Here is a 15,532-nt window from a genome sequence, read left to right as displayed (position 1 = left end):
GCAAGTATCATGTTGGAGTCCTAGACCGCTTGCGGAAGGTGCTGGCGGCATGTCGATGCGACACCCGCTCAGGCATGCTCTGTCACAAGGGGATATCGATGAAACATCTCAGCCGGACTGCCGCACTTGGCGCGGCACTTGCCCTGTTCACCACCCTGACGCCCGCGCTCGCCGATGGCGTCGCCTATGTCAACAAGGGCCTGGTCGGCGTCGGCCGTATCCCCGCCAGCCAGAAGGACAAGTTCGGCGAGACCTTCGGCTCCGGTTCCGGCATGGCGATCGACGTCAAGGGCTGGGCGCGCGACGGAAACGCCTACAAGGGTTCACTGTGGCTGCTGCCGGATCGCGGCTACAACGTCGTCGGCACCACCGATTACCGCGCCCGTCTCAACACCATTTCGATCGAGCTTGCACCGACCGCTCCGGGCGCGGCGCTCGCCGCCGGCCAGGAACAGTCGGGTGTCAAGGCGACGCTCGCCGACACCTTGCTATTGACCGACGACAAGGGCGCTGACGCGACCGGCCTCGACCCGCTGAACGGCGTCCGCCCGGCAGCCGGCGACATGCCGATCCTGCCGCAGGCCGACAATGGCAAGCTCTCGCTGGACGACGAGGCGATCGTGCGGCTGCCCGACGGCACCATGTTCATCTCCGACGAATACGGCCCGAACATCTATCGTTTCTCGGCCGAAGGCCGCCTGATGTCGGCCACTCAGCCGCCGGCCGCCCTGGTGCCGATGCGCCACGGCAAGCCGAACTTCGCCTCCGACAATCCGGGCCCGGGTGCCGCCGAGCCCGACCCGAAGGATCCCGAGACCGGCCGCCAGAACAACCAGGGCCTGGAAGGCATGTCGCTGACGCCGGACGGCAAGTTCCTGATCGCCGTGCTGCAGTCGGCGCCGCGTCAGGATGGCGGTGATTCCGGTTCGACGCGCCAGAACACCAGGGCGCTGGTCTATGACGCTTCCGACCTCGCCCACCTCAAGCTGGCGCATGAATATGTCGTGCCGCTGCCGGTGTTTAAGGACGCCAAGGACAAGACCAAGGTGGCGGCCCAGAGCGAGATCGTCGCGCTCTCCAACACAAGCTTCCTGATGCTGACGCGCGACAGCGGCAACGGCCAGGGCGTGAAGGGCGAAGAGTCGCTCTACCGCAAGATCAACATCGTCGACCTGTCCGGCGCGACCGACATCGCGGGCGGCCCGTTCGACGCCGCCGACAAACCGGTGGCGCCGAAGGGCGTGCTCGATCCGTCGGTGAGCCCGGCCAAGCTCACGCCGTTCATCGACATCAACGACAAGGCCCAGCTTGGCCGCTTCGGCCTGCACAATGGCAAGCCGAACGACAAGGACAATCTCTCTGAGAAATGGGAGGCGATGTCGCTGGTCAGCGTGCTCGATCCGAAGCTGCCCGACGACTACTTCTTGTTCGTCGCTAACGACAACGATTTCCTGACCCAGGACGGCTTCCAGGTCGGCGCGCCCTACAAGGCCGAGGACGGCGCCGATGTCGACACCATGTTCCTGGTCTACCAGGTGACGCTGCCGAACCTCGCCACGAACTAGCTGCAGACAGAAAGGCGGACGCGCCGGGCGCGTCCGCCTTCAGGCCATTTGCCGATGATCTACTTCAAGATCTCCGCGTCCCTCGGCACGCCGGCATCGATCGGCTCGGCCGTCCTGTTCGACACGGCCGTGAGCTTGCCGGCGGGCGACAGGTTCGGGCGCACGTAGACCTGCGCGACGCCGTTAACACGACTGTAGAGGTCGATGATGTCCTGGTTCATGAAGCGCACGCAGCCGGACGAAGCATTCTTGCCGATGGAATCCCACTCCGGCGTGCCGTGCAGCCGGTACATCGTGTCCTTGCCGTCGCGGAAGAGATAGAGCGCCCGAGCGCCGAGCGGGCTCTGCGGACCGGGCGGCATGCCGTCCTTGTATTTCGCCAGTTCCGGCCGGCGCTGGATCATTTCCGGCGGCGGCGTCCAGACCGGCCACTTCTTTCGCGCCTGAACCACGGCGCTGCCGGTCCATCCGAAACCGGCCTTGCCGAGGCTGACGCCATAGCGGATGGCCTCGCCGCCGTCGCGCACCAGATAGAGGAAATGCTCGGAGGTGTCGACGACGATCGTGCCGGGTTTTTCGCCGGTCGGGTCGGGCACGATCTGGCGCACGAACTTCGGATCGAGCTTGGCCACCGGGATTGCCGGCAGCTGATAGCCCTCGTCGACGCGTGCCGCATACATGCTCTCGGCAGCGCCGAAAGCCGAATCGCTTGGCGGCGGCGGCGCTGCCGCCGGTGGCGCCACGTCGGTGGTGGTGCAGGCCGAAAGAGCCACGGAGGCGGCTCCCAGAGCGGACGCACCGAGAAACGCGCGCCGGTTCAGGCGCTCAGGAAACAGCACAGTATCGGACATGATCCCCCGGCTATCGATAAGATCTATTAAGGAGTGCGGCCCCACGCACCCGGGATCAATAGCCCATTCCGCACGCTTTGAGAACATGACTGGATAAACGCACGCCAGGGCTTGATGCCGAAAGTGTGAAGCGATTTTCGCGCCAGGCGGAATTTTCCGGCGTCGCATCGATCTCCACAAGCCGGCAAGAACAAGGTGGTTCGCCGGTGCTCGCGGCGATAGACGGTCGGTCAGCGCGATCGACCGCGACGTCCACCTGGGTTGCCGGCATTGATGTGATCGACCAGGGCCCGCAGCTTCGGAGCCATATTCCTTCTGTTTGGGAAATACAGAAAAAAGCCCGGGAATGAGGGCAGATATTGCTCAAGCAAGGAGACGAGCGCGCCGCTCTCGACATAGGGGCGGAAAGTCTCCTCGGTAGCGAAGGTGATACCAGCCCCAGCCAGAGCGCTGCGCAGCATGAGGCGCAAATCATTGGTGGTGATCTGCGGCTCAACCGCGACATTGAAGGAAGTGCCGTTCTCTTCGAATTCCCATCGATAAGGCGCGTTTTCCGGCGAGCGGCGCCAACCAATGCAGCGGTGGCGGACCAGATCGCGGGGATGTTCCGGCATGCCATTCGCCACCAGATATTCGGGAGAAGCGACGACAGCCTCCCTCACTTGCCCACCGACAGGCACGGCGATCATGTCCTGCTCTATGACCTCGCCCAACCGAACCCCGGCATCGAACCCGGCGGCAACGATGTCGAATTCCTCATCCGTTACGGTGACATCGACAATCACGTGCGGATGCGCTTCGGCAAAGGTCGTCAACAAAGGACCGGACAAAAACGGCTCGGCAATCGAGGTGACCGCGATCCTCAGCCTCCCCCTTGGGGATTGGTCACCATCGACACCCTCAAGCGCCTGCACAATATCGGACATGGGCCGACAGAGCGCATCATAAAGCCGCTGTCCCGCCTCGGTCAGGCGCACGGCCCTGGTGGTGCGCGTGACGAGCATCGCACCGAGATCGTCTTCAAACCGTCGTATTCCCTGGCTGACGGCAGAGCGGGTGACCCCTAGACGATCAGCGGCGGCGCGAAAATTGTCCTCCTCGGCCACGGCAAGAAAGAGGGGGAGAAGATTATAGTCCAGTCGCATTGTCAAACATTACTAACCAGCCAGTCGAGCATTCGACAGATACACGCAACATCAATTCTCGTCCAACCTTTTGGTGCCATTCGACAACCAGAAGGAAGATCGACATGAAAGCACTACTTCTAGCAGCCTGTTTGCTGGCCCTGGCCGAGCCAGTCGCGGCCCAACCCTGTCCGCTGGACGGAGGCAACGCCCCGCTTGCCCTTCACAAATCGTGGATCATGGAGGGGTGGGAACGCAATGAAGGCGACCCGACCTTCGTCTTCGCCGAGAAGATGAGCCGCTACTATGATGTGAAGGCACCCCGGGGCGTCTTCTACGACAATTTCGCACCCGGCCCGACACAGCTTTTCGACAACGCCGCTGTCTACGGAGCGAACTGGGAGAACCTCCAGAATGGCGCACGCTCCGTTCGCCACGCGCTCACCGGCGGTGATGATCAGATTGCGGGAGGCGATGTCGCCTCCACGACAATCGGTTTTGTCGGGCAGATCAGCCGCCTCGACGGAGAGGTCGTCGCATTCGACGGGCGCTCGCAGCTCGGTTGGGTCTGCATCGACGGCGCGTGGAAGATCCGTCAGGAGCTGAATTACGCGCGGGTGGTCAAACCGCAGGATATTGCACACTTCTATCCGCAGCAGGCGGAAGGCAAATGAGCATGTCCGATGCCACCCATCCCTACGTCGGCATGTGGGTTACGGCAGATGGCCATATCCGGCATCAACTCCTGCCAACCGGCCGCTATCTCGAGGCGCGCGGCAATCGCGAGCGCGCCTACGAGGGACGTTACGAGATAAATGCGAGCCACATCTACTATTGGGACGACACGGGGTTCACCGCCGACGGCGAGTTCGTTGACGGCATCCTGCACCATGCCGGCATGATCCTCTATCGGCAATAGACGGTGGAGGGGGACCAGGCGTGAATTTCGCGCCCGGCCTTTCCGATACGGCTCACGCAGCCGGCGGGCAGCGTGGCCATCGATCTGGCGGAAATGGATGTATGCGAAACAGGCCTGCGATAGGATCGCGGGCCTGATTCATTTTCGGTGCCCCACCATGGACGAGAAGACACCTGCCCGCCGGCGCACCGGCGACCTCACCAGCGGCCCGATCCCGCGCACGCTGCTGCTGTTCGCCTTGCCGGTGCTCGGCTCCAACGTGCTGCAGTCGCTCAACGGCTCGATCAATGCCGTATGGGTCGGCCGCTTCCTCGGCGAGGCGGCGCTGACCGCGACTTCCAACGCCAATCTGGTGCTGTTCCTGATCCTCGGCACGGTGTTCGGCATCGGCATGGCCGCCACCATCCTGGTCGCGCAGTCGGTCGGCGCCCGCGACCTGCCGGAGGCGCGGCGCATCGTCGGCACCAGCGCCACCTTCTTCTTCCTCGTCTCGGTGGTGTTCGCCGTCTACGGCTGGATCTGGGTCGACGCCATCCTCAACACGCTGGGCACGCCGGCCGACGCGCTGCCGCTGGCACGCTCCTACCTGCGCATCATCTTCGTCGCCGTGCCGATGATGAACCTGTTGTCCTTCGTCATGACGGTGCTGCGCGGTGCCGGCGATTCGCGCACGCCGTTCGTCTTCATGGCGCTGGCGGTCGTCCTCGACATCGTGCTCAACCCGCTGCTGATCCGCGGCCTCGGGCCGTTCCCGGAGCTCGGCATCGCCGGATCCGCCACCGCCACGCTGATCGGCCAGACGGTGAGCGTGATCGCCATCCTGATCGTGCTCTATGCCCGCAAGCATCCGCTGAGGCTCGCCGGCGCCAACCTCGCCCTGCTGCGGCCCGATCCGGCGCTGCTCAGGATCGTCGTCTTCAAGGGCGTGCCGATGGGCCTGCAGATGATCGTGATTTCCGCCGCGGCGCTGACGGTCATGGGCATCGTCAATTCCTACGGTTCTCAGGTCGCCGCCGCCTACGGCATCGCCGCGCAGCTCTGGACCTATATCCAGATGCCGGCGCTCGCCATCGGCGCCGCCGTCTCCTCGATGGCGGCGCAGAATGTCGGCGCCGGGCGCTGGGATCGCATCGGCAAGGTCGCGGCTTCGGGCGTCGGCTTCAACCTGGTGCTGACCGGCGCGCTGGTCTTCCTGCTGTTTTTCTTCGACCGTTCGATCCTCAGCCTGTTCCTCAGCACCGACAGCGCGGCCATAGACATCGCCGCCCACATCAACAATGTCGCGTCCTGGTCGTTCATCCTGTTCGGCGTCACCATCGTGCTGTTCGCCACAGTGCGCGCAACCGGCGCGGTGATGCCGCCGCTGATCATCCTGGTGATCTCGGTGCTGATCGTGCGCTCCGGCTTTGCCTATTTCTTCCGGAGCGTGATCGGCGAGGAGGCGCTCTGGTGGAGCTTTCCGGCCGGCTCGATCACTTCACTGGCGCTGGCCGCCGCCTACTACCGTTTCGGCGGCTGGCGCACCCTGCACATGATCGAGGGCAGGCCGGCCGCCGGCGAACCGCCGGACACTGGTCTCGGCGTGCCGCGCCAGCGCGCGAACATGGCGCCCGAGACGCCGGACGGCTGAACCCTAGCGCGCGTATTTCGCGCCGAACCCCAGCGCCACCAGCGCAAAGACCGTGATCATCCCGGCAAAGGCCAGGCTTGCTGCCGTCGCGCTCGTCCAGTTCGACAGGATGCCGATGCCGATGACCGGCAGCGCGTTGCCGCAGAAGCAGCAGATGAAGAAGGCCGACACAACTTCGGCGCGCCGGTCGTCCGGCGCGATCTGGTTCACCACCTGCAGGCCGCCGCGATAGCCGAGCGCCGCCGCCACGCCGCACAAGCCGGTTGCGGCGATCATGATTGCCATGGACGCATAGACTTGCGCGGCAACGACCAGCGCCACGGTTGGGGTCATCAGCGCCAGCGCCGCCAGCATGGTGATGCGGCTGGACAGTCGCACCGTCAGCAGGATGGTCGCGGCCGCCACCATCGACAGCTCGAAGAACAGCGCGCCGGCCTCGGCATGATTCGTGACCTGCAACTGCTGCGCCAGAATGCTTGGCGCCAGCGCCGCGTAGAAGCCGACCAGCGCCATGGCGCCGAAGCCAGTCACCGCCGGCGCCACGAAGGCCGCGCGGATGTCGGCGGGCACCGACAGCCGTGGCCACATCGAGACGTCCGAGAGCCGCCCTGGCCGCGACACGGTTTCCTGGGTGCGCCAGATCAAGAGCGTGACCAGGGCAAGCAGCGCCAGATAGAGCGCGAATGTCAGCCTGAGTGGCCAGGGCGCGTATTCGGCAAGCATCCCCGACACCAGCGCGCCGAGGCCGAGGCCGACGAAATTGGTGCTGGTGGCGATGGTTGCGGCGCGCGATCTGTCCTCGCTGTCGAGCAGCTCGGCGAGCCAGGCGGTGCCTGTTCCCGCGCCGACGCCGATGCCAAGACCGCTCAGGATGCGGGCGATATCGAGCCAGGCGACATTTTCGGCGAACAGGAAGACCAGCGCACTGACAAGGGCGGTCGCCATCGCCGCCAGGGCGGCCGGGCGGCGGCCGATGGCATCCGACAGCCGTCCGAACACCAGCAGCGCCGCCAGATTGCCGACGACGTAGACGGCATAGACCAGCGTCAGCGTCATCTGGGAAAAGCCGAAGGCTTGCTTGTAGATGACGTAGAGCGGCGTCAGTACCGTGCTTCCGGCAAACAGCGCCGCGCTCATGGCGGCGACGGCGGTGGTCGCGGCGCCGCCGCCGAATTCATTGTCGCGCGTCATGGCTTGAGCGTAGGTCGTCATCTCGACGTCCTTCTTTTTGGGGAATGCCCGCCTAACGTGCAGATGGTGACGGCCGTTCCGCTCGCCCAATACGCTCCTGACAGGATGGTCAGTATGGCGCCACGCGAAATCCTCTCGTACCCTTCGCCTGTTCAAGGGGAGAATCGATGGGCAAAGGACGGGTCGAAGCATTCACCGATGGCGTCGTCGCCATCATCATCACCATCATGGTGCTGGAGCTGAAGGTGCCGCATGGCGAGGATTTTTCCACCCTCGCGCCGTTGTGGCCGGTCTTCTTCAGCTACGTCCTGTCCTTCATCAATGTCGGCATCTACTGGAACAATCTGCACAACATGTTCCACACCGTGCAGCGCGTCGACGGATATGTCCTGTGGGCGAACCTCAACCTTCTGTTCTGGCTGTCGCTGATGCCGGTGACGACCGCTTTCATGGGCGAGAACCATTTCGCGCCGGTGCCGGTCGCCGTCTACGGCGCCGACCTGGCGCTCTGCGCCGTCGCCTACACGATCCTGGTAACCAAGCTGCGCCACCTGCACGGCGCGGACACGACCTTTGCCAGGGCGGTGGGCCAAGACAGGAAGGGCAAGGTTTCGCTGGCGATCTACATAGCTGGTGTGCTGCTCACCTTCGTCAACCAGTGGATTGGCGTCGCCCTCTATGTGGCGGTGGCGATAACCTGGTTCGTGCCGGACAGGCGCTTCGAGAGGCTTATCGAAAAGTAGACGACGCTACGTCCGCATGGCCTTCAGCTTTTCAGCCACTGACGCCGCGAGGTCGGCATAGCGTTCCTCCAGCCGCTCGGCCGCCTTGATGACGGGAAAGTCATGGTCGAATTTCTCCAGCGCCATGCGCAGCTTCTCGACGAAGTCGGCCTGCTTCTCCAAAGCCGAGAACAGTGTCTTGACCTGCGCCTCGCTGATGTCGGGATTGGCCAGCATCTTCGGCACCTCGCGGCCCATCTGGTCGCCGGTGGCGGTCTGCTCCTTCAGGATTTCGGCCCAGTCGGTCAATCGGCAGTCTCCTTCGATGGGGGCAGCATGCGCGGCGGCCGCCCATGCGGTCAACCCGCCAACGTCGAAGCGGACTTGCCTGAGCCTGATCCGGCGTTAAGTTCGGCGCAACCTCGAACAAGGACCCTGCCATGACCACCGACGCCGAATTCCAGTCCGCCCTCCCGGCCCTCGCCTCCGGCAACGTCGCCGTCATCACCGGCGCCGCCAGCGGCATCGGCCTTGCCGCCGCGAAGAGGTTTGCGGCCATGGGCATGAAGATCGTGCTGGCCGATATCGGCGGGGCGCGCCTCGACGAGGCAAGCCGGGCGGTCGCCGCGATCGGCGGCGACGTGCTTGCCGTCGCCACGGATGTTTCCGCGGCCGACGAAGTCGATCGGCTGGCGGAAACGGCGCAAGGCGCCTTCGGCGACGTGTCGCTGCTGATGAACAATGCCGGTGTCGGCAACAATCCCGGCAAACCGTGGGAAAACCGGGATGCCTGGAAGCGGCTTCTCGCCATCAATTTCTGGGGCGTCGTGCATGGCGTCGAGGCCTTCGCGCCGGCCATGCTGGCCTCGGGCAAAACCGGCCTGATCATCAACACCGGCTCCAAGCAGGGCATCACCACGCCGCCCGGCAATCTCGCCTATAACGTCTCCAAGGCCGGCGTGAAGACCTTCAGCGAGGGTCTTGCCCACGCTCTGCGCAACGAGCCCGGCGCAAGGGTCTCCGCCCACCTGCTCATCCCGGGCTTCACCTATACCGGCCTGACCGAAGGCGCGACCGAGAAGCCGGCCGGCGCCTGGACCGGCGAGCAGGTCATCGACTTCATGCTCGCCTCGCTCAAGCACGGCGATTTCTACATCCTTTGCCCCGACAATGAGGTGGCGCGGCCGACAGACGAAAAGCGCATGGCCTGGGCGATTGGCGACATCATCGAGAACCGCCCTGCCCTGTCGCGCTGGCACCCTGACCACAAGGACGCTTTCGCGGCCTTCATGAGCCGCTAGAGCAATTCCAGAAAGTTTTCCGTACGGAATTGCGTCAGAAACAAGAGATAGAGCGGTTCAGCGTTTCATTGAAATGATGAACCGCTTTGGCGGACCCGCTCAGGCGGCAGCCTTCTTCCTTGCACCATTCTTGCCCGCCACGGCCTTCTTGGCAGCCAGTTCGGCGATCTTGCGGTCATGCCGTTTCGCCGCTCGCTCGCACTTCGCGCGGATCTCCTCGACCTCCGATTCAGTCAGATGCTCGATGCCAATGAAGTGATTGTGGGCGCGGCCCACCCGGATCAGTTCGTCAAGTTTGGCTTGGATCGCCGCGCCGTCGCGGTTCTGGGTGTTCTGAATGAGGAACACCATCAGGAAGGTGGCGATGGTGGTGCCGGTGTTGATGACGAGCTGCCAGGTGTCGGAAAAGCCGAAGAACGGCCCGCTCAGCGCCCAGACGACCACGATCAGCACGCAGGCGGCGAAGGTCGGCGGCATACCGGCCACATGAGCCACCCAATTGGCAATCCTGGTGAAAAGTCTCTCGATCATCGGAATCTCTCGACTGTCGCGCGAACTCCGGAAGAAACAGCCAACGCACGCTCCCGGTTCCCGCTGAACCGATCGGGACCGTGCAATCCGGCACACGCGGAAAGCGCAGGGGCAGGAAAAAACACCTTATGGGTTTATTGCCATAGTGCCGGAGCAGGCAGGAAAAGCCTGTTCCTTCCGCTTCACGGCGGTTTACCTCCGACCCCTTCCGCTGCGCCACCCCCGCTTGGCGGAAGGGGTTTATTCCGCGGAAATTAGGGAGCGTCGTTTTCCCAGCGGTCGAGGAATGCCTCGATCGGCATTTGCTGCATGTCGGGAACAGCCCCCGCCAGTTTCTCCGGCGGCCAGTCCCACCAGCCAAGCTGTTCGATCCGCGCCGCGATGTCGGCGGCGAAGCGCGGACGCAGCGGCCTGGCCGGCACGCCGGCGACGATCGTATAGGCCGGCACGTCATGCGTGACCACCGCGTTGGCGCCGACGACCGCGCCATTGCCGATGGCGACACCTGGCATGATCACCGCGCCATGGCCGATCCATACGTCGTGGCCGATGCTGACGGACCTTGCCTGCCGTCGCTCCCGGAAGGCCGCGTCGACGCCCAGCCAGCGGAAATACTCGTTCGGCCGGTAGCTGACCTTGTGCTGCGTCAACCGCTCGATCGGATGCTCCAGCGCATTGATGCGGCTGTTGGCGGCGATCGAGCAGAATTTGCCGATCGTCGTGTAGATCGCCTCGGCGTGGCGTTCGAAATAGGAAAAATCGCCGACCGTCACCTCGCGCAGGATCACTCGCTCGCCGATCGAGGCGTAGCGGCCGAGCTTGCAGGCCTTCAGTTCCGCGGTCGGATGGATGCGCGGCTCAGGGTCTTTCAGGACGAGGTTTTCGGCACGGTCCATGGGGCGGCTTTACCCCCACGCGATTGGTCCCGCAAGGCGGGAGCAATTGTCCCGCGCAATTGCTGCTGCAAAGCGGAAGCAATTGTCGCGCCGACAAACAGCCCCAGAGAGCCTGCCCCGCTTATTGGGGCTTGCCCTTGGTCCAGACCACGTTCTGGCCGTAGAGCGGGATCGTCGTGACCGACATCTTCGCCGACCCGTTCTGCACCTGGCGTGAATGCGAGAGATAGATCAGCGTCTCGTTCTTCTTGTCGTAGATGCGGTTCACCACCTGCTTCTTCCAGATCAGGCTGATGCCCTGCTTGAACACCTCCTCGCCGCTTTCGCCCATGTCGATGTCACCGATGGTGATCGGTCCGGTCTGGCGGCAGGAGATCGACGAATCGGACGGATCCTCGAACCAGTTGCCCTTGTGCAGGCGATCGATGACGCTGCGATCGAAATAGGCGACATGGCAGGTGACGCCCTCGACTTTCGGATCCTTGATCGCCTCGACCATGATGTCGTTGCCGACCCAGTCGACGCCGACCTTGCCGACCTTCTCGGCCGCCGCGGCGCCAGCGCCAAGAACGAGGCATGCGGCAAGCGCGCCGCCGATCAGTTTTCGCAAGGGAGCCTCCTCGGTTCGAGTTGCCGGTCTCAGGTGGGACTGAGGTGGCTTGTTTACAAGCTAGGCCTGGCGGAACCTCGACATCTGCCGCAGCACGTCGCTCCTGAGGACAAAGTGCTGGACCAGCGCGCCGGCGATATGCAGCAGCACGACATAGAGCAGGATGTTCGTGCCCACCACATGCACCAGCCCTGCCCCCGGCACCTGCAGGAACCAGGCGGCAGCGCCCGAAAGCGGCACGATGAAGATGAGCGCATAGATCAGCAGATGCGCCGCCTTGGCCAGCAGCCGCAGCGCCGGATGCTCCATGCCCGAGACCGGTGGCACACCGCGCGTTGCCCTCAGCCAAAGCCGCCACGTCGCGAGAACGAGCACCGCAAGGCCGAGCACGACATGCATGTAGGCCAGCGGCAGATCTCCGGCGGCGGCCTCCTGCCCGCGGCGAAAGGCACGCCAGACATGCTCCATGCCGTCATGGGCTAGGAACTGAACCAGGATCAGCACGGCGATGCCCCAATGCAGCCAGATCTGGGTCTTCGAATAGGAGGCTGCCTGCATGTCGGTCCATCGCTGAAATGTCTACCGCGAAGATAGATTGGGAGAAAAACCGGTCAAATTAAGGATTGGTAATATACCGCCAAGGGCCACTGCCGCATCGATCCGGTTGCGGCAACGCGGCATCTTTGCCTCGGCCGCCTCTACCCGCTAAGACTTGCTCGGACAAGGCGCCTGATTGGGCGCCCAATGAAATCACGACGGACATTTCCTGATGATGCGCTCAATCCTGGTCGGCATTCTCGTCCTGATGGCGGCAGGCATCGGCTGGCTCACCTTCGACTGGTACCGCGGCCACTATGGCGGTGAGCCCTACGGCGGGGCTTTCGCGCTGGTCGACCAGAAGGGCGCCCCGATCACCGAGGCCGCATTCAGGGGTCATCCGAGCGTCGTCTTCTTCGGCTTCACGCACTGCCCTGAGGTTTGCCCGACCACGCTCTTCGAGATGACCGGCTGGCTGAAGACGTTGGGCGACGAGGGCAAGAACCTCAATGCCTATTTTGTCACCGTCGACCCCGAGCGCGACACGCCCGAGGTTGTGAAAGCCTATGTCGGCAATTTCTCCGACCGCATCGTCGGCATCAGCGGCGACCCCGACAAGGTCCATGCCATGGCCAAGGCCTTCGGCATATACTGGAAGAAGGTCGACACCGGCGACGGCGACTACACGATGGACCACACCGCCTCTGTGCTCTTGCTCAATGGCAAGGGCGAGTTCTCCGGCACCATCGCCTATGGCGAAAGCGCCGACGCCGCCGTTGCCAAGCTGAAGCGCCTGGCGAACGAAGGCTGACACGATCCGATGGCGCAGACGCGGCTCCATTTCACCGCCGGCAAGATCGAGGCCGATCGCATCTTCGCCGCGCTCGATGCGGCCTTCGAGGATGAGGGCCTGCCGCTTGCCGTGTTGGAGGTCGACGAGGATCGCGACATCCACGAAGTCTCGCTCTATGCCGATGGCGACGTCGATGCGGTCGAGGCGCGGGTGAAGGACATTCTTGCCAGCCTGGCGCTGACGAAGCCGATCGAACGCGAAACGCTGCCCGAAATCGACTGGGTAGCGCGCTCGCTGGAGGGCTTGAAGCCGGTGCGCGCCGGCCGCTTTTTCGTCCATGGCGCGCATGACCGCGACAAGCGCCACAGCGGCGATCTCGCCATCGAGATCGAGGCTGGGCTTGCCTTCGGCACCGGCCATCACGGCACAACCGCCGGCTGCCTTGAAATGCTGGCGAAGGTCGTGCGGCGCGAGCGGCCGCGCAACGCCCTCGACCTCGGCACCGGCAGCGCCGTGCTGGCGATCGCGCTGGCGAGGCTGGCGCATATCCCGGTGCTGGCGACCGACATCGACCCGGTCGCGGTCAAGGTCGCCGCCGCCAATGCCCGCCTCAACCACGTCAAGGCGCTGGTCGAAACCGTGACCGCGCCGGGCTTCCACCACCCGATCTTCAGCAGGCACGCGCCGTTCGATCTGATCGTCGCCAACATATTGGCGCGGCCGCTGATGCGGCTGGCGCCGGAAATGGCGAAGCACATCAGGCTCGGCGGCTCGCTCGTGCTGTCCGGCATTCTCGATCGCCAGCGAGACGCCGTGGTCTCGGCCTATGTCGGCCAGAGCTTCCGCCACGTTCGCACCCTGCACCGCGAGGGCTGGGTGACGATCCATCTCAAGCGCTGAAATTGGACCAATCCGACCTTCCGGAAATCGATTCCGGTTTTCGGGGCCATGCGCTACGGTCGCGCCGAACAGAGGAGGCCCATCATGTTCCAGACCTTCGATTCGGCGGGCGATCCGTCTGTCGGCAAGCCGCGCGTGGCGCTGCTGCGGCAATGGTTGGCTGAGAACAAGCTCGATGGTTTCATTGTTCCCCGCGCGGACGAGCACCAGGGCGAGTATGTCGCCGACCGCTCGGCGCGGCTGAAATGGCTGACCGGCTTCAGCGGCTCGGCCGGTGTCGCCATCGTCCTTAGCGACCGCGCCTTCGTCTTCGTCGACGGGCGCTACACGCTGCAGGTGCGCAGCGAAGTCGATCTCGACATCTTCGCCATCGAGAGCCTCATCGACAACCCGCCTGCCGCCTGGATCAAGGACAATCTCGGCAAGGGTGCACGCTTGGGCTTCGACCCATGGCTGCACACGCTGAGCGAGGTCAAGGCGCTGAGGGCCTCGGCCGAGCAGTCCGGCGCGACGCTGGTGCCGCTCGACAAGAACCCGATCGACATCATCTGGAAGGATCAGCCCGAGCCGCCTGTAGCGCCCGTCGAAGTTCATCCGATCGGCTTCGCCGGCGAACTGGCCAAGGACAAGCTGGCGCGGCTGGGGGCGGCGATCGACAAGGACGGCGCGACGCATGCCGTGCTCACCGACCCGTCGTCGATAGCCTGGGTCTTCAACATCCGCGGCGGCGACGTGCCGCACACGCCGCTGGCGCTTGGTTTCGCGATCCTTGCCGCCGACGGCAAGCACCAGCTCTTCATGGACCAGCGCAAATTCCCGCGCATGGTTGCCGCCTATCTCACCCAGCTTGCCGATCCGCACGAGCCAGGCGAGTTCGAGGCGGCCGTTGTCGCGCTGGCCAAGGGCGGCGCCAGGATTGCGCTCGACCCCGTTTTGGCGGCTGAGAAGCTGAGGATTTTGGTCGAGGGCAACGGCGGTACGGTGGTCTCCGCGCCCGATCCAGCCCGCATTCCGCGCGCCACCAAGAACCAGGCCGAGATCAACGGCAGCCGCGCCGCGCACCGTCGCGACGGCGCGGCGGTGGCCAAGCTGCTTTGCTGGCTCGACCGGCAAAAGCCGGGCTCGCTCGACGAGATCGCCGTGGTCACCAGGCTCGAGGAGGTGCGCCGGCAGACCGGCGAGGAGACCCAGATGCCGCTGCGCGACGTCTCCTTCGACACTATTTCCGGCGCCGGCCCTAACGGCGCCATCATGCACTACCGTGTTTCCCGCGCCACTAGCCGCAAGCTTGCCGATGGCGAGTTGTTCCTGCTCGATTCCGGCGGCCAGTATCAGGACGGCACTACCGACATCACCCGCACCGTACCGATCGGTGAGCCGACGCAGGAGATGCGCGAGCGCTTCACCCTGGTGCTGAAGGGCATGATCGGCATTTCCATGCTGCGCTTTCCGGCCGGCACGCGCGGCTCGGAAATCGACGCCGTGGCGCGCCTGGCGCTATGGAGGCATGGTTGCGACTTCGCCCACGGCACCGGCCATGGCGTCGGCTCCTACCTTGCAGTCCATGAAGGCCCGCAGCGCATCGCCCGCACCGGCACCGAGAAGCTGCTCGCCGGCATGATGCTGTCCAACGAGCCCGGCTACTACAAGGAAGGCGCCTACGGCATCCGCATCGAGAACCTTGTGCTGGTCACGGCCTCCGAGCAGGTAGAAGGCGGCGACATCGCCATGCATGGCTTCGAGACGCTGACGCTGGCGCCGATCGACAAGCGCCTAGTTCGCACCGATCTGCTGACACGCGACGAACTGCATTGGCTCGACACCTATCACGCGCGGGTGCTGGCCGAGATCGGCCCTATGCTGGACGGCGAGACGCTGGCCTGGCTGGAGAAGGCGACCGCGCCGCTGCCACACGACGCCAAGATCTGAATCCAACAACTTGGAAGGTCAGCGCCCCTCATC

At 64.4% G+C, this 15,532-nt stretch carries 17 protein-coding genes; 9 read left to right on the top strand and 8 right to left on the bottom strand.

Annotated features, from left to right (window positions below; genetic code table 11):
* The first annotated feature begins 98 nt into the window (after nt 1-98).
* Nucleotides 99-1,565 (top strand): esterase-like activity of phytase family protein, encoded by a 1,467-nt coding sequence (locus tag EJ073_RS00410; protein ID WP_126053926.1) that lies wholly within the window; start codon nt 99-101, stop codon nt 1,563-1,565.
* A gap of 59 nt (nt 1,566-1,624) precedes the next feature.
* On the opposite strand, the gene EJ073_RS00405 is transcribed toward EJ073_RS00410, so the two are convergent.
* Nucleotides 1,625-2,416, bottom strand: a complete 792-nt coding sequence (locus tag EJ073_RS00405) for a L,D-transpeptidase (protein WP_126053925.1) — start codon at nt 2,414-2,416, stop codon at nt 1,625-1,627.
* A gap of 230 nt (nt 2,417-2,646) precedes the next feature.
* Entirely contained in the window at nt 2,647-3,561 is a 915-nt protein-coding gene (locus EJ073_RS00400) for a LysR family transcriptional regulator (protein ID WP_126053924.1), read from the bottom strand.
* Nucleotides 3,562-3,665: 104 nt separating this feature from the next.
* Here EJ073_RS00400 and EJ073_RS00395 point away from each other — a divergent pair, with 104 nt between their 5' ends.
* The 3 genes from EJ073_RS00395 (at nt 3,666) to EJ073_RS00385 (ending at nt 6,089) form a co-directional block, all read left to right on the top strand.
* Nucleotides 3,666-4,214, top strand: a complete 549-nt coding sequence (locus tag EJ073_RS00395) for a hypothetical protein (protein WP_126053923.1) — start codon at nt 3,666-3,668, stop codon at nt 4,212-4,214.
* Complete coding sequence (locus EJ073_RS00390) at nt 4,211-4,459, top strand: Atu4866 domain-containing protein (protein ID WP_126053922.1); 249 nt, start codon at nt 4,211-4,213, stop codon at nt 4,457-4,459. The genes EJ073_RS00395 and EJ073_RS00390 overlap by 4 nt, the downstream gene beginning before the upstream one ends.
* 157 nt (nt 4,460-4,616) lie before the next feature.
* Nucleotides 4,617-6,089 (top strand): MATE family efflux transporter, encoded by a 1,473-nt coding sequence (locus tag EJ073_RS00385; protein ID WP_126053921.1) that lies wholly within the window; start codon nt 4,617-4,619, stop codon nt 6,087-6,089.
* Between the two features lie 3 nt (nt 6,090-6,092).
* Here the strand turns inward: EJ073_RS00385 and EJ073_RS00380 are convergent, their stop codons facing one another.
* Nucleotides 6,093-7,301, bottom strand: a complete 1,209-nt coding sequence (locus tag EJ073_RS00380; protein WP_126053920.1) for an MFS transporter — start codon at nt 7,299-7,301, stop codon at nt 6,093-6,095.
* Between the two features lie 146 nt (nt 7,302-7,447).
* On the opposite strand from EJ073_RS00380, the gene EJ073_RS00375 reads away from it, so the two are divergent.
* Entirely contained in the window at nt 7,448-8,023 is a 576-nt protein-coding gene (locus EJ073_RS00375) for a TMEM175 family protein (protein ID WP_126053919.1), read from the top strand.
* Nucleotides 8,024-8,029: 6 nt separating this feature from the next.
* Here EJ073_RS00375 and EJ073_RS00370 read toward each other — a convergent pair whose 3' ends face one another.
* The gene (locus EJ073_RS00370) at nt 8,030-8,311 is read right to left on the bottom strand and encodes a hypothetical protein (RefSeq protein ID WP_126053918.1); all 282 of its coding nucleotides are present in this window, start codon (nt 8,309-8,311) and stop codon (nt 8,030-8,032) included.
* Between the two features lie 131 nt (nt 8,312-8,442).
* On the opposite strand from EJ073_RS00370, the gene EJ073_RS00365 reads away from it, so the two are divergent.
* On the top strand, nt 8,443-9,303 hold the full coding sequence (locus tag EJ073_RS00365) for an SDR family NAD(P)-dependent oxidoreductase (protein WP_126053917.1): 861 nt from the start codon (nt 8,443-8,445) through the stop codon (nt 9,301-9,303).
* Nucleotides 9,304-9,402: 99 nt separating this feature from the next.
* Here EJ073_RS00365 and EJ073_RS00360 read toward each other — a convergent pair whose 3' ends face one another.
* The 4 genes from EJ073_RS00360 to EJ073_RS00345 all read right to left on the bottom strand — a co-directional run bounded on the left by EJ073_RS00360 (nt 9,403) and on the right by EJ073_RS00345 (nt 11,898).
* Nucleotides 9,403-9,834: a low affinity iron permease family protein gene (locus EJ073_RS00360; protein WP_189347475.1), complete on the bottom strand. Its 432-nt coding sequence runs from the start codon at nt 9,832-9,834 to the stop codon at nt 9,403-9,405.
* A gap of 254 nt (nt 9,835-10,088) precedes the next feature.
* A complete protein-coding gene (locus EJ073_RS00355) occupies nt 10,089-10,730 on the bottom strand; it encodes a DapH/DapD/GlmU-related protein (protein WP_126053916.1) in 642 nt (213 codons plus the stop codon).
* A 121-nt stretch (nt 10,731-10,851) separates the two neighbouring features.
* Nucleotides 10,852-11,340 (bottom strand): CreA family protein, encoded by a 489-nt coding sequence (locus EJ073_RS00350; RefSeq protein ID WP_126053915.1) that lies wholly within the window; start codon nt 11,338-11,340, stop codon nt 10,852-10,854.
* Between the two features lie 60 nt (nt 11,341-11,400).
* On the bottom strand, nt 11,401-11,898 hold the full coding sequence (locus EJ073_RS00345) for a cytochrome b/b6 domain-containing protein (protein ID WP_126053914.1): 498 nt from the start codon (nt 11,896-11,898) through the stop codon (nt 11,401-11,403).
* Nucleotides 11,899-12,109: 211 nt separating this feature from the next.
* Here EJ073_RS00345 and EJ073_RS00340 point away from each other — a divergent pair, with 211 nt between their 5' ends.
* From EJ073_RS00340 to EJ073_RS00330, 3 genes are all read left to right on the top strand, one after another.
* Nucleotides 12,110-12,688: an SCO family protein gene (locus EJ073_RS00340; RefSeq protein WP_126053913.1), complete on the top strand. Its 579-nt coding sequence runs from the start codon at nt 12,110-12,112 to the stop codon at nt 12,686-12,688.
* 9 nt (nt 12,689-12,697) lie between these two features.
* Nucleotides 12,698-13,570, top strand: coding sequence for a 50S ribosomal protein L11 methyltransferase (locus EJ073_RS00335; protein ID WP_126053912.1), 873 nt, complete (start codon nt 12,698-12,700; stop codon nt 13,568-13,570).
* 84 nt (nt 13,571-13,654) lie between these two features.
* A complete protein-coding gene (locus EJ073_RS00330; protein ID WP_126053911.1) occupies nt 13,655-15,499 on the top strand; it encodes an aminopeptidase P family protein in 1,845 nt (614 codons plus the stop codon).
* Nucleotides 15,500-15,532: the final 33 nt, after the last annotated feature.

This window comes from Mesorhizobium sp. M4B.F.Ca.ET.058.02.1.1 (assembly GCF_003952505.1).
Taxonomy (GTDB): Bacteria; Pseudomonadota; Alphaproteobacteria; order Rhizobiales; family Rhizobiaceae; genus Mesorhizobium.
The sequence above is the reverse complement of the archived record's forward strand: the minus strand, read 5'-3'. Positions and strand labels throughout refer to the sequence as shown.